12 protein-coding genes and 1 pseudogene are annotated in these 17,825 nt (G+C 59.0%); 10 read left to right on the top strand and 3 right to left on the bottom strand.

What is annotated here, in order from left to right:
- A pseudogene (locus tag BQ8011_RS02580) lies at positions 1 to 1,558 on the bottom strand (hypothetical protein); the annotation flags it as partial.
- Between the two features lie 728 nt (positions 1,559 to 2,286).
- On the opposite strand from BQ8011_RS02580, the gene nrdH reads away from it, so the two are divergent.
- The 7 genes from nrdH to BQ8011_RS02545 all read left to right on the top strand — a co-directional run bounded on the left by nrdH (position 2,287) and on the right by BQ8011_RS02545 (position 11,373).
- Positions 2,287 to 2,547 (top strand): glutaredoxin-like protein NrdH, encoded by a 261-nt coding sequence (gene nrdH, locus BQ8011_RS02575; RefSeq protein ID WP_034500849.1) that lies wholly within the window; start codon positions 2,287 to 2,289, stop codon positions 2,545 to 2,547.
- 92 nt (positions 2,548 to 2,639) lie between these two features.
- Positions 2,640 to 3,056 carry a class Ib ribonucleoside-diphosphate reductase assembly flavoprotein NrdI gene (gene nrdI / locus BQ8011_RS02570; RefSeq protein WP_034500851.1) on the top strand — a complete coding sequence of 139 codons (417 nt, stop codon included), beginning with the start codon at positions 2,640 to 2,642 and terminating at the stop codon, positions 3,054 to 3,056.
- Positions 3,026 to 5,182 (top strand): class 1b ribonucleoside-diphosphate reductase subunit alpha, encoded by a 2,157-nt coding sequence (gene nrdE, locus BQ8011_RS02565; protein ID WP_072457193.1) that lies wholly within the window; start codon positions 3,026 to 3,028, stop codon positions 5,180 to 5,182. Before nrdI ends, nrdE begins: the two co-directional genes overlap by 31 nt.
- A 569-nt stretch (positions 5,183 to 5,751) precedes the next feature.
- Entirely contained in the window at positions 5,752 to 6,138 is a 387-nt protein-coding gene (locus BQ8011_RS02560) for a hypothetical protein (protein ID WP_072457191.1), read from the top strand.
- Between the two features lie 6 nt (positions 6,139 to 6,144).
- Entirely contained in the window at positions 6,145 to 7,920 is a 1,776-nt protein-coding gene (locus BQ8011_RS02555) for an ABC-ATPase domain-containing protein (protein WP_072457189.1), read from the top strand.
- Positions 7,921 to 8,092: 172 nt separating this feature from the next.
- A complete protein-coding gene (locus BQ8011_RS02550) occupies positions 8,093 to 8,824 on the top strand; it encodes an ABC transporter ATP-binding protein (RefSeq protein ID WP_072457186.1) in 732 nt (243 codons plus the stop codon).
- A 5-nt stretch (positions 8,825 to 8,829) separates the two neighbouring features.
- The gene (locus tag BQ8011_RS02545) at positions 8,830 to 11,373 is read left to right on the top strand and encodes an ABC transporter permease (protein ID WP_072457184.1); all 2,544 of its coding nucleotides are present in this window, start codon (positions 8,830 to 8,832) and stop codon (positions 11,371 to 11,373) included.
- Positions 11,374 to 11,463: 90 nt separating this feature from the next.
- Here the strand turns inward: BQ8011_RS02545 and BQ8011_RS02540 are convergent, their stop codons facing one another.
- Positions 11,464 to 12,360 carry a patatin-like phospholipase family protein gene (locus BQ8011_RS02540; RefSeq protein ID WP_034500858.1) on the bottom strand — a complete coding sequence of 299 codons (897 nt, stop codon included), beginning with the start codon at positions 12,358 to 12,360 and terminating at the stop codon, positions 11,464 to 11,466.
- Positions 12,361 to 12,486: 126 nt separating this feature from the next.
- Positions 12,487 to 12,912 (bottom strand): GtrA family protein, encoded by a 426-nt coding sequence (locus tag BQ8011_RS02535; protein WP_072457844.1) that lies wholly within the window; start codon positions 12,910 to 12,912, stop codon positions 12,487 to 12,489.
- Between the two features lie 250 nt (positions 12,913 to 13,162).
- Between BQ8011_RS02535 and BQ8011_RS02530 the strand changes: the two genes are divergently transcribed.
- The 3 genes from BQ8011_RS02530 (at position 13,163) to BQ8011_RS02520 (ending at position 17,685) form a co-directional block, all read left to right on the top strand.
- Entirely contained in the window at positions 13,163 to 15,346 is a 2,184-nt protein-coding gene (locus BQ8011_RS02530; RefSeq protein WP_072457843.1) for a S9 family peptidase, read from the top strand.
- Positions 15,347 to 15,357: 11 nt separating this feature from the next.
- Positions 15,358 to 16,416, top strand: coding sequence for a ribonuclease H family protein (locus BQ8011_RS02525; protein ID WP_072457182.1), 1,059 nt, complete (start codon positions 15,358 to 15,360; stop codon positions 16,414 to 16,416).
- A 132-nt stretch (positions 16,417 to 16,548) separates the two neighbouring features.
- Positions 16,549 to 17,685 (top strand): hypothetical protein, encoded by a 1,137-nt coding sequence (locus BQ8011_RS02520; RefSeq protein ID WP_072457180.1) that lies wholly within the window; start codon positions 16,549 to 16,551, stop codon positions 17,683 to 17,685.
- The last annotated feature ends 140 nt before the right edge of the window (positions 17,686 to 17,825 follow it).

Genomic DNA, 17,825 nt, shown 5'->3' with positions numbered 1-17,825 from the left:
CGGTGCCGGTGGTCGCTGGCTTGCGGCTCGTGTTGTCGCGCCAGGTGTCGCCGGTGGTCACCGCGAAGTTGGCGGCGGGGATCGTCGGGTTGGCACCCGCCGGGTCCTCGACGGCCTTCGCGATGCGCACGGAGCGCTCCTCGGTGATGACGCCGTAAAGGCAGGCGTAGTTAACCGAGAGCTCCTGGGTGACGAAGTAACCGGTGGGCTTGGCGTCCGCCGGAGGCGTCGCCGGGCAGTTCGCCGTCGGGATTGAGTTGAAGTTATCCGGGGTCAGGAAGTTGGTCGCGTTCGTCGCGGGGACGAAGCCCCACAGCTGCAGGCGATAGGTGCGGCCGTTCTTCGTAAAGGTACGATCCGAGGTCGTCTTCTCCAGCTTGACGGTGTCGGAGACGTAGGGGTTCTCGTTGACGTTGCCCTTCGCGCCCGGCCAGAAGCGAGGCATGACCTGTTCCTTCACGAGCTGGTTGTGAGGCTGCTCTGCACCGCCGTTGTAGTACTGGCTGTACAGGTCGTAGTCACCGTTACCCTCGCCCACGTACTTGACGCAGTACATGCGTCCGGAGCGAGACTCGGGCTTGTTAACATAACCCTGCGAGCGATCCGCCGCGTTCACCGGGTCCGGCTCATAGGCGGGACCGATGAAGGCGCCGGAGGGCGTGTATCCGGGGCGACCGTAGGTATCACCGGACAGCACGTAGTCACGGGGGAACTTGCCACTGATCTTCTGGGTTGCGTCCCAGCCGTTAAGACCGAAATCCTTAGAGCACGTTCCCGTGCCGGGCTCGCCTGCCGTCTTCACGTAGGCGCCGCCCTTGCGGTAAATGATCGTTGAGGCCAGGGTGTTGAAGGTCTCGTGGTTGATAAAGGGGAAGGACTCGCCCTGGTCACCGGGAATCAGATTGGTGAACTGAAGGTTCAGGCTCGAGACCAGGTAGGGCTGACCGAGACCACCAGGGGCAGCTGCCTGCTGAATCGGCAGGTTGTTGTGGCGGATCGCGCCGAGCAGGAAGGTCTCACCCGGCTGGACGGTACCCGGGTTGTTCGGCTTGAAGCCGATGGCGCTCTGGCCGTTCACCCAGATTTTGTTTGAATCCGCAGCCCACTTGTCGTAATGCTCCTGCATCCACGCCTTGCTGGCGGGCGGGTCACCGTAGTCGGCCGTCTGGTTGTCCCACTTCCACGGCGCACCGCGGGCAATGTAGGTCCACGCGTCATTATTCTTCGCGTACTCGCCACCCAGCCACGTCGTCATCGGGTTCTGTCCCGTTTTCACACGATTCTCAGTCATGCCTTTGACGATGCCGTAGCGGATGCTGTCGTTCAGGTTTGCGCCGGTCGGGTTCTCACGGGTATGCCCCTGACCCATGGACGCATAGACATTACCAACGTCGATGCCGGTGGCGGCGGGCTCCTGCGCCGCATACGCAGCCTGAGGAGCAATGATCTGGCTTCCAACCAGTGCACTACCCGCGGTCGCGGCAACGGCTAATGCCGCCACAAAGCGCGTCGCCGCAGTTCTACGCTTCGAAGTAGCTTGGCTTTTCGCATTCGTCATGCTGAGCGTGCTCCTCATGTTGTGGTGGGATTTACTGACAGCTTACTGACAATCAACCAATAAATGTAGCGTTAGCAACAGTTTTGGTGTCATCCGCCATCTACGGACATCAGAACGTCTAAACCCTAGAAGAAAGCCCTTCGATTTACAACTGAATCTTTCAGGTTTTTTTCAGCTTCAGAATGACCCTGATTCATTTCTGAATGAAATCTGTACGCATTTCACCCTCCCCATATGCGTCCTGACCTGCATATACACCCATTCCCTTTGTGCTTCATGCAAGTTTTCAGAGCATATACGTGATGTCACTCACACTTATAAGGTTTTGCGCATTACTTATTCAGCATCTACGCACTTTGTTTTTAAGTTGGTTTTACCCTTTTTAATTACCGACGCCCGACACGCCGAACTCGCACAGAAATTCATCGAAATTTTCGTGTCCTTACCCACAGCACAGCCCCCTTCTGTGGACACCACACACACCTGTATCCACAGCCTCGAAAACCCAAAACTCCACGAATTACACCGATGTAAGCAAGATTCATCCACACCCCTTCCACAGGAGCACACACCCCCATCCACAATTAGTGCCCATTCACACCCCAGACACAACATATTGGGCCTGCTTGCGAATAGACACACAAGGTGTAGTGTTGACCCATGTTCCGCTCCCCCGGGTCAATAAGCGGAAAAACGAACACTTACCCACAACACTGAAAGGTCAGACCATGTCCATCACCGTCTACTCCAAGCCCATGTGTGTCCAGTGCGATGCGACCTACCGCGCACTCGATAAGCAGGGACTGGACTACACGAAGGTCGACCTCACCGAAGACCCCTCAGCCCTCGAATTCATCAAGGGCCTCGGCTACCAGCAAGCACCCGTCGTCATCGCCGGCGATGACCACTGGAGCGGCTACCGCCCCGACCTCATCAAGGCCGCGGCACAGGCCTCGTCCATGGAATCGGGACGCGTCGTCAACGCCTAAAAGCAACCCGCCCGGTCCCCACACCACTCTTCAGGGGACCGGGCAACTTTTTGCTCCCAAGCAGAGCAGGCCTCGTGAAAGGAAAAGACCACATGGTCAACGTCGTCTACTTTTCGTCGGCGACGGGCAATACCCGCCGTTTCGTGGAAAAACTCGGCTTCCCGGCACAGCGAATTCCGCTCCTCCCCCGCGACGGCTTCCTCCACGTCGAGCAACCCTACGTCCTCATCGTCCCCACCTACGGCGGCGGCAACATCAAGGGCGCGGTACCCAAACAAGTCATCAAGTTCCTCAACGACGAACACAACCGCTCGCTCTGCGTCGGCGTGATCTCCTCGGGGAACACCAACTTCGGCACGGCCTACTGCCTGGCCGGAGACATCATCTCCGCAAAATTACACATCCCCCACATGTACAAATTTGAGCTCCTCGGCACCGCCGAAGACGTCTCACGAGTTCGCGAAGGATTGAGCGAGTTTTGGCAGAAAACCTCACTGACACAGGAGTAGAACCAGCCCCCTCCCCCGAGCTGGATTACCACGCGCTCAACGCGCAACTGAACCTCTACGACGCCGACGGCAAGATCCAATTCGAGGCCGATCGACAGGCAGCACGTCAGTACTTCCTCCAGCACGTCAACCAGAACACCGTGTTCTTCCACGACCTGGAAGAAAAAATGGAATACCTGGTCGAGCAGGGCTACTACGAGAAGCACGTCCTGGACCAATACGACTTCCAGGACATCAAGGACCTCCACAAGCAGGCCTACGCACACAAGTTCCGCTTCCCCACCTTCCTGGGCGCCTTCAAGTACTACACCTCGTACACGCTCAAGACCTTCGACGGAACCCGCTACCTGGAGCGCTTCGAAGACCGCGTCGTTATGGTCGCGCTCTACCTAGCGCAGGGCAACATCGAGATGGCGCGCCACCTGGTCGACGAGATGATGACCGGGCGCTTCCAGCCCGCAACCCCGACCTTCCTCAACGCCGGCAAGGCAGCGCGAGGCGAGCTGGTCTCCTGCTTCCTCCTGCGCATCGAAGACAATATGGAGTCCATCGCCCGCGGCATCAACTCCGCACTGCAGCTGTCCAAGCGCGGCGGTGGCGTGGCCCTACAGCTCACCAACCTTCGCGAGGCCGGCGCCCCTATCAAGAAGATTCAGAACCAATCCAGTGGCGTGGTTCCCGTTATGAAGCTTCTTGAAGACTCCTTCTCCTATGCGAACCAGCTGGGCGCACGTCAGGGCGCGGGTGCCGTCTACCTGCACGCACACCACCCGGACATCATGCAGTTCCTCGACACCAAGCGCGAGAACGCTGACGAGAAGATCCGTATTAAGACCCTGTCGCTGGGCGTTGTCATCCCCGACATCACCTTCGAACTGGCACGCAAGAACGAGGACATGTACCTCTTCAGCCCCTACGACGTCGAACGCGTCTACGGAGTGCCCTTCTCGGAAATCTCAGTCACCGAGAAGTACCACGAGATGGTTGACGATGGTCGTATCCACAAGAAGAAGATCAACGCGCGTCGCTTCTTCCAGACCATCGCTGAAATCCAGTTCGAGTCCGGCTACCCCTACATCGTCTTCGAAGACACGGTCAACGCTGCGAACCCCATCAAGGGCCGCATCACCATGTCGAACCTATGCTCGGAGATCCTCCAGGTGTCCGAGGCCTCGACCTACAACGATGACCTCTCCTACTCGCACATTGGTAAGGACATCTCCTGCAACCTGGGCTCGCTCAACATTGCGAAGACCATGGATTCCCCGGACTTCTCCAAGACCATTGAGACCGCAATCCGCGGCCTGACCGCCGTCTCCGACCTGTCCGATATCCAGTCTGTGCCCTCGATCGCCCGCGGTAACGCCATGAGCCACGCCATCGGCCTCGGCCAGATGAACCTCCACGGCTACCTCGCCCGCGAACACATCTACTACGGCAGCGAAGAAGCCCTAGACTTCACGAACATGTACTTCATGGCCGTCGCCTACGAGGCCATCAAGGCATCCTGCCTGATCGCCCGCGAGCGCGGCGTGAGCTTCGAAGGCTTCGAAGAGTCTAAGTACGCCTCGGGCGAGTACTTCCGTAAGTACATCGACCAGGTCTGGGAGCCGCAAACTGAGCGCTGCCGCGAACTTCTTGCGGCCTCGACAATCCACCTGCCCACGCAGGAGGATTGGGCGGCTCTGGCGGCCGACGTCGCCCAGTACGGTATGTACAACCAGAACCTCCAGGCGGTCCCGCCGACCGGTTCAATCTCCTACATCAACGGCTCGACCTCGTCGATCCACCCGATCGTCTCGCGCATCGAAATCCGCAAGGAAGGCAAGATCGGTCGTGTCTACTACCCGGCGCCCTACATGACGAACGAAAACCTGGAGTACTACCAGGACGCGTACGAAATCGGCCCCGAGAAGATCATCGACACCTACGCGGTGGCGACCCAGCACGTCGATCAGGGCCTGTCACTCACGCTGTTCTACCCCGATACGGTAACCACGCGTGACCTCAATAAGTCCTACATCTACGCGTGGAGGAACGGCATCAAGACCCTGTACTACATGCGACTGCGCCAGATGGCACTGGAAGGCACCGAAGTTTCGGGCTGCGTGTCCTGCATGCTGTGACGTTAGGTCCGTTTGTCTGGTAGAGCGGGGGTCGGGAAACCGGCCCCCGCACTGCATGTGCGCTGGTGCTCGGGTGTGCCTGCGGGTGCGTGGCCTCGTCCGCGGGCTCGGAAAGTCACACGAAGTCGGGAAATGACACAGGCCATAACCTGTGACAAACACCGACTTCATGTAGAGCGGGCAGGAGCAGGCCTGGAGCCGGCTCGGCGCAGACACGAGCAGTCTTGCGAATCCGAATAGACACACGAAATTGGAAAAAGACACAGGGCATAGCCTGTGACAAACACCGACTTCGTGTGGAGCAGGCGGGTAGGAGCGGGCAGGAGCAGGCCTAGACAGGCCTGGACGGGCAAGAGCAGACAGGCAGACAGGCATGAACAAACTTGGAGCAAGCTTGGAACGCGCCTGGACCTCGTGCCATTGCCTATGATGGAGGCATGACGCAACCAGATCCTCAAGCGCCCAATGTATTCCAGCCGCCGAACATGCCGACGCCTCGGGCGCCGCAGGATTCAGCAGGGCCACAACCAAGCGCCCCGTTGAGCGCGCAACAGAGCGATCCTTTCAGCATGCCGCGTGCTTCCCAGCAGAGCTCATCCGCGCCTCTCGCTGCCACGGGAACCGGCGTCTTCGCGCCACAAGCACCCGTCGGCGCCCCGGAGTTCACCTACAACCCGACCTCGCCGAGCATGCAGGCCGAGAGCATCCCCAGCACGGGCCCCATGGTTTTCGCGGTCCTCGGCCTGTTCCTTATCGGTCTTTTCGGCACGATTCCCGCGTGGGTCTGGTCAAACACGGCAATCAGGCGCGCACGCGCCGCTCAGATTCCCGAAAGCGCCTACCAGCAGGCACTGATTGCGCGCACTCTTGGCGTGATCGGCACCGTCATCCACATCTGCCTGGCCGGTTACCTGATCTACTACGCGGTGACAACCATCTCCGCAGCGGTCGGCTGATCACCCATGTCACCTCGCGATTCTTCACCTTCAGCGCGAATTCCCGGACAGAGTTCGACCGCCGAGTACCGCAAGCACACCGGGAGCGACCGCGATCTCATTCGCGCACTTCATCAACTCGACGGGCGTTCCTACCCGGGATACAAGTCAGTCCTCGGAATGTGGGATTTCGGCAGTTTTTCCCTGTCTATCGACCGCATCCAGGCCGATCCTTATGCTCCTCCCTCGAAGGTGCGCGCAATTTCGACGCCGCAGGAAATGGGTCTCCCTCAGGCTGCGATTTCTTCTTCCGAGGCGCGCCTGGCCTGCGCGGACTACCTCCTGCGCGCCTTTAATCGTTCGCTTCGCGAGAGGCGCCTCAGTGACCTTCAGGTCATGTCACCCAGCGTTGAGATCCTCGAGCGCAGTGCCTGCACGGTCAAACCCGACCGCGTCGAGCTTCGCTTCGAGGTTCGTATGCCCGCGCGCGGTCGCACGATTTTGGGCCGCCGCGCCGCGCAGATTTTCGACCTCGATATCCCTGATGCTATCCAAGATACTTTCGACTACCTCAGCGATATCCCCGAAGTTGAGCGCGAACGCCAGGACCTCCTGCATCACATCGAGGTCTACGAGGACTACTGCGCGCTCCAGTCCATCCTGAGCGAGCGCGGTTGGGTATCCTTCGTCGCCAACGGTTCGGTCCTTGCGCGCCGCAGCGGGGTTTCCCAATTCCCCCTCGCGGATGCTATCCCCTTCTCTTCCCCCTCCACTCTCGAGGCCGAGGTCGAGCTCCCCCATGCGGGCGCCCTCCGCGGGATGGCTATTGAGCCGGGCGTTACGGTGATCGTGGGCGGCGGTTATCACGGTAAGTCCACGCTGCTAGGTGCCATCCAACGCGGTGTCTATGCGCATATCCCAGGGGACGGCCGCGAGTATGTGGCCACTGCACCGAATGCGATGAAGGTCCGTGCTGCTGATGGCCGCGCCGTCACGGGAGTGGATGTTTCTCCCTTTATCACGCATCTGCCCGGAAACGCTGATACCTCGCGTTTCTCGACGGAAAACGCCTCGGGATCAACGTCTCAGGCTGCTTCTTTGGTCGAGGCAATTGAGCTGGGTTCTCCCCTGCTCTTGATCGATGAGGACACAAGCGCAACGAACCTCATGATTCGCGATGGGCGTATGCGTGAGCTTGTCCAGGCAGAGAAAGAACCGATCACGCCCTTGGTTGATCGCATTTCCTCTCTTCACCGCGACCTTGGTGTCTCGACGATTTTGGTCATGGGGGGTTCTGGCGATTACCTCGATCACGCTGATCGCGTGCTCATGATGGACCACTATCGATGCGTCGATGTCACCGATCGTGCGCGCGAGGTTGTCTCACGCTTGCCCCGTCCCCATGAGGACCTGCCCATGAGCGCTCCCACCGAGCCTCGTTTCCCCATTCGCTTGCGCGCACCTGAGCGCGCAAAGACAAAGGCTGCGGGCTTGTCCTCGATCACTTTGGATAAGGTGCACCTTGACTTGGGCGACGTGGAGCAGATCGTTGACCCGGGACAGACCGAGGCGATTGCGTGGATGGTGCGCGGATTGCTCTTCTCGTACGCGGATGGGAAGTTGGATATCAACCAGCTCTTAGCCCGCCTTGAGCGTGCGATCAACTCTGAGGGCATGGACGTTGTCGCCAAGTTTGGTGCGCATTCTTTGCCGGGGCACCTTGCCCGCCCACGCCTCGTCGATGTCGCAGCAGCGGTGAATCGATTCAGGGGACTGCGGCTGGGGGAAAGCACGAACAACTAGGGCTGAAGCTCGGAGAAGCGCCGCACTAGGAACGAGGCCGTGGGAGCCGGCGCCCCCACTCGCAGCCGCGCATCAACACTGCGGCCTCGGGGTCACCACCGGGGAAAATCAGGGGCCACCCGGGGCATCCCCCCATAGTGGAGAGCACACCGCTGCGCGCAAGATAGTGGACATGAATACTTTTCCATCTACAACCCCGGTTGTTCGCCTCTCACACGTGTCCAAAATCTACGGATCGGGCGACACCCAAGTCAGCGCGCTCAACAACGTCAGTGTCGATTTCTACTCGGGCGAATTCACCGCAATCATGGGCCCCTCAGGTTCAGGTAAGTCAACGATGATGCACATCCTGGCCGGCCTTGATTCGCTCACCTCAGGAACCGTATTCATTGAAAATACTGATATCACGGCGCTTAAAGACAGCCAATTGACAAAGCTTCGACGCGATCGGATCGGCTTTGTTTTCCAGAGCTTCAACCTCATCCCCACCCTGGACGCACAGTCGAACATCCTGCTCCCCCTAGAGCTCGCCGGGCAGAAAGTCGACGAGGACTGGTTCAAGCTCATCGTTTCTTCACTGGGATTGGAACAACGCCTGAGCCACAGGCCTTCCGAGCTTTCGGGTGGCCAACAGCAGCGCGTCGCCGTTGCCCGCGCACTCATGAGCCGCCCCGCAGTCATCGTCGCAGACGAACCGACCGGTAACCTCGATTCGCACTCCTCCAAGGAAGTTCTTGGCCTTCTGCGTCGAGCTGTCAACGAACTCGACCAGTCCGTCATCATGGTGACGCACGACGTCCACGCGGCCTCCTATGCCGATCGCGTCCTGGTTGTCCGCGACGGCGCAATCGTTTCAGACCTTCGCGGGGCCAGCGAAGACGAACTCAACGCTGCACTGAGGTGACACCGGTGAGTTCAACATCCACTCTGCTTCGAGCAAACCTGCGCACCCACGGTCGCCGCTATTTCTCAACCGGCCTCGCCGTCGCAATTTCCACCGCTTTCATCATCGTGACCTTGCTCTTCACGAACACGACGACCTCGGCGCTCACCCGAAGCATTCGCGAGGCCTATCGAGGCACGACAGCACTTGTCACCATCGACCCCTCCCGCGACGATAACTCCGAGGAACCTACCCCCGAAAGCGTTACGCAGCAATTCGCCTCGGTGACCTCTCAGATCGAGAAGATTCCGGGAGTCACAGCCGTCGGCATCTCCACGCAATACCCCCTCATGGGCAAGGCTCACGACGAGCGAGAGGCCTTCTTCCTCTCTCCCCTCCTCCCGGATCCCTTCCTCTCACTGAAGTACACGCAGGGGAAAGCCCCGGCCACGGCCTCGGAAATCACGATCCCCTCCACTTCGGCGACAGAACTGGGCCTGCAGGTGGGCGAAACCCTCACTCTCACTTCCCAAGGGACAGAGAGCGCGCACGATTTCACGGTCAGCGGGATCTATGACTCGGGGTCAAATATCACAGCAGCTTCGTATGTGACCACCGACGGCTTCACTTCGGCGGTTGGCATGGGGCCGACCGGTCAGATCCGCGTGGCAACGAACCTTCCCGGGGACAAGTACGGGAACCCGACTGCCGCCGAGCAGGACACCTGGGTGAAAACTCTCGAGTCGAGTCTCAGCACCGTCAATGGAGTGAAGGTCCGAAGCGCCGCATCGGAAATTGAGCAACAGCTCAAGACGATTCAGGTGTCGGGTGCCCTCCTGACCGCGATCGCGTTGATCTTCCCGGCGATTGCCATTCTTGTCGCCTCGGTTGTTGTCTCCTCGACGTTTAAAGTCATTCTTCAGCAACGCCGCCGCGAGTTGGCGCTCCTGCGTGCACTCGGCGCGGACGTTCAGCAAGTGCGTTCACTTGTTCGGCGTGAAACCTACGCAATTGGCGCGATCTCGTCGTTCATCGGCGTGATCTTGGGAATACTGGTTGGCGGTTTCGGCCTGGGACACATGGTCGATGGAGAGAATTTCCTCTCGATCGTCGCGTCCCTATCCATCCCCTACGCGATCGGCGTGTGGGCATTCGGAACGCTCCTCACAGTCTTCGTCGGACGCAAGCCCGCCCGCGAGGTCTCTCAAGTTCCGCCGATCGCCGCCCTTTCTCCCGTGAACGAGGCCGACGCCTCTTCTCGCGCGGCGCGCCGCCTCACCCTGGTCGTGGGCCTCTTCCTGGCCGTTGTCGGTGGAGGATGCCTCCTCGCGGCTTTGAAGATCAGCAGCGCCACGCAGAAGTTCGCCCTGTCCTTCTGTATGTCCATGGCATGCCTCATCGGTATTCTGCTGATCTGCACGGTTATCGTTCCCACTCTCACCAAACTCTTTGGCCGCCTGTGGCCGGGAATGCTCGCTCGTATGGCACGCGAGAACGCTGTTCGTAACCCCGGACGTACCTCCGCAACCGGAACTTCAATCGTCATTGGCGTCACCCTGGTTGTCACCATGATGGTCGGTGCGTCTTCGATGCGAGACTCCCTCATCAACGAGGTCAATGAGCGTCGCCCATTCGATCTTTCCGTCAGTACGATCACGGCTGGGGAACTCAGCAGTGATATTCAGGCACGCGTCGCATCGACCGAGGGCGTTGCTGCAAGCATTCCCGCCCACTCGATCTACGGCACCGTAAAGCTTGAAGGAGAGGCGCCCGCAGGTAACGGCGATGGCGATGCCGACGAACAGAGTCAGATTTTCGGGGAGCCGAACTATTCGACGGTCGCCCACTCAAAGGTCGAGCAGATCGATGACTCAACTGTCCTGGTCGGGATGGAAGCCTGGAACGGCAAAGACGTCAAAGTGTGCTCGAGTGAGGGGAAATGCCTGACCCTGAAAGGCAAATACACCAAGAACTTCAATGGCACCTACGAAATAAGCGAAGCAAACCTACTCAAGCTCAATCCGAAAGCCCCCGTGACGGACATGATCGTCAAACTGAAGGACGGCGTCTCGGCAGCAAGCGTTCAGAAGGACCTCGCAAAAATCGATAGTTCCTTAATCGTTAACGGGTCAGCGCTTGAGCGCGAGATGTACTCCAAGATGATCGATCAGATGCTACTCATCGTCGTCGGCCTCTTGGGAGTATCGGTTCTGGTCGCTCTTGTCGGTGTTGCCAACACTCTTTCGCTCTCCGTTGCCGAACGTACGCGGGAAAACGGGCTGCTCCGTGCTCTTGGCCTAACCAAGCGTCAAATGAAAACCATGCTCGCCTTGGAGGCAGTCTTCATTTCGGTAACCGGAGCGATCATCGGCTCGGCACTCGGAATCTTCTTCGGGGCCGTCGGGATCCTGGCACTCCCCTTGGAAGGACTCACCATTTTCATCACTATCCCGTGGATCCAAATCGCAGCGGTTATAGGGATTGCGGTGCTTGCCTCCCTTGTTGCCTCGTGGCTACCGGGACGTCGAGCGGCAAAAGTCAGTCCTTCGGCGGCTCTTGCAACCGAATAGGGGACACCGAATGAGGTTTCGAGCGCGATAGTACAAATGGGTGTGGGGCCGAGCGGATTCCGCTCGGCCCCACACCCATAAGCCCAGTGTCTACAGGCCTAAGAAGGCCTCCCACCTGGGAAGATCTGCGCGTGCGCGGACAACACCCGCATCGTAGGCATCCTCCAAGCGATCAACATTCATTTCCATCTTGTCGATGCCCAGGTCTCCCGGAGTCACGATGAGTGCTCGCCCTTGTTCTTCCAATTGAAAAAGCTTGCGGCGAGCAGCGTTGTAGGCGACGGTGCGACGGGCCACGGCCTCGGCAATGGAAGGAAGACGCGGAAAGGCCAGGCGCAGCGCGGAGCACACACCCGGTTTCGTCGGGGTTTTAACGAAGTCGCGCGGGCGAGTGAGGACGACGAAGAACTTGCGGTAGCCGTCGCGCATCGGTGCGTCCAAGGGGATTCCTCCGTTGGGGCCAAGAGCGCCGTCAACGTAGGTGTCGCCGTCGATTGTGACCGTGGGCATGATGATGGGAAGAGTCGACGAGGCACGCACGCAGCGGCCAACTTCTTCCACCGTTCGCATATCGTCCTTCGTGAACCACACTTCTTCACCTCGGGTGGCGTTGAAGGCGCCGATCCGGACCTCAGCTGGGTTGGCAAGGAAGGTATCGAGGTCCAAGGGGGCATCGCCGTCAGGCTGGGCGATCTCGTCGTAGAGGTAATCGACGTTGAACATGCCGCGGCCTTCGATCCAGTGACGGAAGCCCCCAAATTCGGGGCTGTCAGCGACAGTGGTGAAGGTGTCGTGTGCACGCTTGGCATCTCGAGACACGTAGTTCACAGTGTTCGACGAACCCGCAGAAATCCCGGAAACATGCGGGAAATCAATTCCTTCTTCGATCAGAGTGGCGACAATCCCAGCGGTGAAGGCGCCGCGCATGCCACCGCCCTCAAAAACCAGTGCGGTGTCATCAATGTGCTTCAGATTCGTCGATTTCACCTTTCGACTCTACGTCCGAGGCGGGACTCCTGCGAAGGGAAAACGGGGCTTTTATGGCGAAAATTACCCGGCTGCTCCCGGACGTACGGAAGGGACGCGGCTGCGGAGGCGCGGCCTCGTAGGCGCTTACTTCGTTGAATTTCCAGTGAAAACGACGTAGTGATAGAAGACGAAACGGAATGCCGTTCCCAGAGCAAAGCCCACGACATAGGCGGAAATATTGTCTGCCAGCGGCGAGGTCAATCCCAGAATGTGGTGACTAAATAGCAGGCAGAATTGCGTGATTCCGATGCCACAGAGGTTCGCGAAGAAGAAGAGGAAGGCCTCACGTCCAGCGTTTTCTTGGGTGCGTCCGCGGTAGGTCCACACTCGGTTCATGATCCACGAGTAGATCGTCGCGACGCTGGCGGCCACGGCGTTGGCGGTGTTCGCGTGGCCCGCGAGGACGCCGAGGGGGCCGTGTTGGAGCAGGTTGAAGAGCCCCATGTCGATGACGAATGCGGTTGCGCCGACCAGACCGAATTGGAGGAATTCCTTGATCCATGCGCGCAGGGTTTCCGCGAGGTTTTGGGGGGCGGGTTTGGGTGCGCTTGTGGGGGTGGCCGGGTGTGAGGGTGCGCTTGCGGGGGTCTCCCCGTTTGCGGGGGCCGGCTGCTCAACGCTTGCCGAGGCCGTGGTGGGCGTCACTTGTTCTGTTTCCTGTGTGGGCACGGTAAAGATTTTAACGTTTATTTCGTCGACGTTTGGGAAGGCTCAGCTCAAGTGCGCTCCAGATGACGGCGTGCTCCCTTAGAGTATGAACATGACTGAAGAGACCGCTCCTGTTGCCCCGCAGCGTTTTGGGACGCGCGTGCGTTCCATTCACGGGGACCATTTTGATGATCCATGGGATTGGTTGCGTCAGCGTGACAACCCAGATGTCATTGCCCATGTCCATGCGGAAAATCAATGGGCGGAACAGGTCTGCAAACCGGCTCAAGAGCTGGCTGAGAACCTCGTTTCGGAGTTTGATTCTTTCACCGCACCGGTTGTGTATTCAGCTCCCCAGCGCGTTGGGGACTGGTGGTATTTCCAACGCCAGTATCACGAAGACTCCTATGCAAAGCACTACCGCGTGTCGGCCTCGCACTACCCGGACACTCCGGTGCTGACAGATAGCGAAACACTGGACGGCGAGCAGCTTCTCCTCGACGAAAACCTATGCGCACAAGGTGAAGAGTTCTTCAAGGTCGGGGAATTGGTGCCAACCGCGGATGGGCGTTTGATCGCGTGGTCTCAAGATACCGAAGGCGACGAGCGCTGGACGTGGATCGTTCAAGACGCGTCCAGCGGCGACATCATTGATCAGCGTGTCAGCGACGCGGGCTATGGGTTTGCGTGGGCCGCGGATTCTCAGTCCTTCATCTACACGCGAGTCGATGACGCGTGGAGGCAATTCCAGCTCATGCATCACCGCGTGGGTGCGGATGCCGATGGTGACTCCCTGCTGTTGGAAGAACCTGACGAGGCCTTTGACCTGTGGTTTTCCGCATCGAACGACCCCTGGCACGTCATCGTTCATTCGACCTCAACGACCAGTGGCGGTGCATGGCTGTGGGATCCTTACGCACCCAGCGTTCCGCCGCGGCCTATTGTCGCTAAACGCGATGATATCCAGGTCAATGTTGAGCCCGCAGGCGATCACCTGCTTGTCATCCACACAGCACTTTCACGCGAGGGAAGTTTGGCATGTATTCCTTTGCCTCAAGAGGGCACGGTGGATTCGCTTGTGGACCCCGAACGCTGGGTGACGCTCTACACCGCCCGCGACGGTGAGCGCCTGAGCGATCTCGAGGCATATCGCGATTTCTTCACGCTGTCCTACAGGCGTGACGCACTCCCCCAGGCACGCTACTACCGGCGCACACGACCCCTCGAAGTTGTCGACGGAAAGCCGGTTCCGGCCTCGGATTGCAGTGATCTATGGGCGCTCGGGGAAGAACTCAACAAGGAAGGCACGATCCGTAGCCTCTATCCCCTCAGTTCCGGGCGATTTGAAGACTGCCTTGTTCGAGTGGGATACCAGAGCGTCCTGACCTCGCCCACCGTAGAAGAACTCGATCTGCGAACTGGGAAGTCGCGTATCCTCAAGGCCACTCAGGTTCCCAACTGGGATCCGTCTGATTTCACGGAAGAGCGAGTGTGGGTGACCGCGCGGGATGGACACACACAGATTCCCGTGACCTTGGTTCACCGCCGCGATGCCCAGCCCGACGGTACTCACGCGGGGTGGATCCACGGCTACGGTTCCTACGAGGTTTCCTTCGACCCCGAGTTCGACATCCTGCGTCTTCCCGCCCTCAATCGAGGCGTCGTTCACGCGATCGCACATATTCGCGGTGGTGGCGAAATGGGACGCTCATGGTACGAAGACGGTAAGAAACTGGTGAAAACACACACCTTCACCGATTTCTTGGATGTCGCAAACTATCTGGTCGATTCCGGCTGGGTTCACCCCGAACGCTTGATCGCCGAAGGTCGCAGCGCGGGTGGTCTCCTCATGGGTGCGGTCACGAACGCACAGCCTGATCGTTTTGCTGCAGTGATCGCAGGAGTCCCTTTCGTTGACGCGCTAACAACCATCTTGGATCCCTCACTCCCCTTGACCGTGGGTGAGTGGGAGGAATGGGGTAACCCCATTGAAGATCCTGAAATTTACGCGCTCATGCGCTCCTACACCCCCTACGAAAATGTCCGCCAGGGCGTGCGTTACCCGGCGATCATGGCGACCACCTCGATCAATGACACGCGCGTCTTCTACGTTGAACCCCATAAGTGGGTCCAGCGCCTTCGACAGGCCACCGCACAGGTTCCCGACCAGCCTCCTATCGTGATCCGCACCGAAATGGTCGCCGGGCACGCGGGAGCTTCTGGGCGCAAGGGACGTTGGCAGGCTCGGGCTCAAGAATTTGCCTTCGCACTCCACCAGGTCGGAATCACCAAGTAGAGGAACTTCCTATGACGATTACAGCCGCAGTGGATGGTTCTTCTCTGGGTAATCCGGGGCCTGCTGGATGGGCCTGGGTGGTCTCGGAGGATTGTTGGGATGCGGGCGGGTGGCCCAGCGGTACCAACAATCTGGGCGAATTGAATGCTGTCCTTGAACTCCTCAAGGCCACTGCTCAGGCCGGTCTTGCCGACGAAGAACTCCACATCCTCGCGGACTCTCAGTACGCGATCAATGTGATCTCCAAGTGGTCACCGGGGTGGAAGAAACGCGGGTGGGTCAAAGCCGATAAGAAACCCATTAAAAACCTGGAGCTCATTCAAGAGATCGACCGCGCCATGCAGGGGCGCATCGTGACCTTCGAGTGGGTGAAGGGCCATGCGGGGCATCCTCTCAACGAGCGCGCCGATGATGCGGCGCGCTCGTGCGCGGAAGCTTATCGCGATGGCCGCGATATTCCCACGGGCCCGGGCTTTGCTTCAACTGAAAGCACCGAATCTGGCGCTGGGGTATCCACTACCACCACGGAAGCGTCGAGTACGGTCGGTACTGCGGCAAGCGCGGCGGAATTGGGGACCATCACACCCAAGGCTGATGCGGCCTCGGCAGACAGGGGAATTCTGGAAAGTACGACGGGGACGGAAGCTCCGGAAGTGCTGCTTGAGCGCCAATTCCTTGACGCGTGGCTTCAGGCAGATTCCCGCGCGCTTAAGGCGCTCGAGGCACCCGGGTGCATTCGGATCTGGCATAACGGTTCTCTCACGCAGGGTTTGGAAGGGCGCGCACCCGAGCACGTGGAGGCCTCAAATTTCCAAGTGATCCCGGTGACAAGACTGCGCGAAGACAGCGCTGTTCTGACCGATTCTGCGGCGATAGCCCGCTGCGAAGGACAAGCATCACTGCGCAATCACACCAGTTCAGAGGCTGTTTCACGTGCAACACCAGGTATCACTTGGGTCGTGACCTACGTTTTAACGTGGACGGGCGGGAAACTACGCGAAACTAGTACCTGGGTTGTTGGGGAAGACGGGCCTCGGATCCTCATGCACCAGTCCTCAACAATCCGGTAGCGCGACCTTCCAGCGCGACGAACGACTACGATTCGGAGTTCACCTTCAGTACAATACCGGCAAGGCCAACAAGGCCACCTGAATAATCCTCATCGTTCACACAAAATCCCATCACACACCAGGAGAACACACATGAGCGCCCCCGAGCTCAACAAAATCCATTTCACCAACCCGAAGCTGTGGTCGAAGCGTAAGAAGATCATTGCAGCCATCGTTGCAGCTGTTCTTGTTCTGGCGGGCATCACAGGCGCTGTTATCACCTCGCATATCCAGCACAAGAAGGACTGCCAGGCTCGCTCAGTGGCTTTCACTGACAAGATGGCCCAGCTCGATCAGTCCGTGGTCAAGGCTCACGACGCCCTCGCGACAGTCGATGAGTCCGTGAAGGAAGGCGAAGGCTCCCGCCTCGCTCACACCCAGGGCTTCACTCTTGCTCCCGAAGGACAGAGTGCAACCGCTGATCTCAACGACGCTATCGCCAAGGCTGAGGAAGCTAAGACCTCTGAGGCTGCAAAGGCAAGCGCAGAGCAGGGCAAGTGCCTGAGCCAGCAGGACGTCACTGACGCCGAAGCAGCTATCAAAGCTGTTGACGACAAGACTCAGTCGTTCGTGGGTGCTCGCGATGCATACCGTCTGACCAAGGCAACCGACGAAGCAAACTCCACCATGGACGCTGCAAAGGCAAACCTTGCCGAGGCTCAGAAGAACGCAGATGAGCAGATCAAGGTCGTTGACGAGGACTCGCAGATGGCCTCTGATGGAAACGTCAAGGGTGCATACGACACTCTTAAGAACATCAACAACGAGTCTCACACCCTCTCGACCACGGTAACCACTTCCTCTTACGACGAGGCTGTCGCCTCCATCGCAAAGGCAAAGGACGTTGACCAGAAGGCAAACGACATCAAGAAGGATCTGGAGTCGTTGAAGGGTGCTGTGAACACCTACCAGGAAGCCAAGGCTGCTGAGGCGGCTGCTGCCTCTCGCTCCACTCAACAGAGTGCATCCTCTAACGGTGGCTCAGCTCGCTCATACGGTTCGACCAGCGGATCGCAGGCACGCTCGTACTCCAATGGTGGCGGCTCTGGCTCCACTGGCGGATCGTCCTACTCTAACGGCGGATCTAACTCCGGTAGCGGCTCTGGCGGTAACCAAAGCCAAAGCAGGACCGGCGATGAAAGCTGGCGGCAATACGTCAAGAGCGGCAGTGAGATCAAACCTGGAATGCATTGCTACATTGTGGGTAAAGACCAATACATCTGCTCCTGATCCACACTAAGCAAAGCCCCGTAGCATGGTTCGCAACCTGCTACGGGGCTTTGGCATCATGACACCACGCACAACAAAACAACAACAGTAACTCCGCTTCGTCGTCCTCAGGTGGCGGTTCCAATACTTCCCCTGCTCCG

The sequence above is a fragment of the Actinomyces marseillensis genome (assembly GCF_900155605.1).
Taxonomy (GTDB): domain Bacteria; phylum Actinomycetota; class Actinomycetes; order Actinomycetales; family Actinomycetaceae; genus Pauljensenia; species Pauljensenia marseillensis.
Note: the sequence above shows the minus strand (reverse complement) of the source record. Positions and strands in the feature narration are given on the sequence as shown.

Excerpts from the sequence above, each read along its gene's own strand:
- nrdI (WP_034500851.1), top strand. The coding sequence starts at position 2,640 with ATGGTCAACGTCGTCTACTTTTCGTCGGCGACGGGCAATACCCGCCGT.
- BQ8011_RS02550 (WP_072457186.1), top strand. The coding sequence starts at position 8,093 with ATGAATACTTTTCCATCTACAACCCCGGTTGTTCGCCTCTCACACGTG.
- BQ8011_RS02555 (WP_072457189.1), top strand. The coding sequence starts at position 6,145 with ATGTCACCTCGCGATTCTTCACCTTCAGCGCGAATTCCCGGACAGAGT.
- BQ8011_RS02530 (WP_072457843.1), top strand. The coding sequence starts at position 13,163 with ATGACTGAAGAGACCGCTCCTGTTGCCCCGCAGCGTTTTGGGACGCGC.
- BQ8011_RS02560 (WP_072457191.1), top strand. The coding sequence starts at position 5,752 with ATGCCGCGTGCTTCCCAGCAGAGCTCATCCGCGCCTCTCGCTGCCACG.
- BQ8011_RS02525 (WP_072457182.1), top strand. The coding sequence starts at position 15,358 with ATGACGATTACAGCCGCAGTGGATGGTTCTTCTCTGGGTAATCCGGGG.
- BQ8011_RS02520 (WP_072457180.1), top strand. The coding sequence starts at position 16,549 with ATGAGCGCCCCCGAGCTCAACAAAATCCATTTCACCAACCCGAAGCTG.
- nrdH (WP_034500849.1), top strand. The coding sequence starts at position 2,287 with ATGTCCATCACCGTCTACTCCAAGCCCATGTGTGTCCAGTGCGATGCG.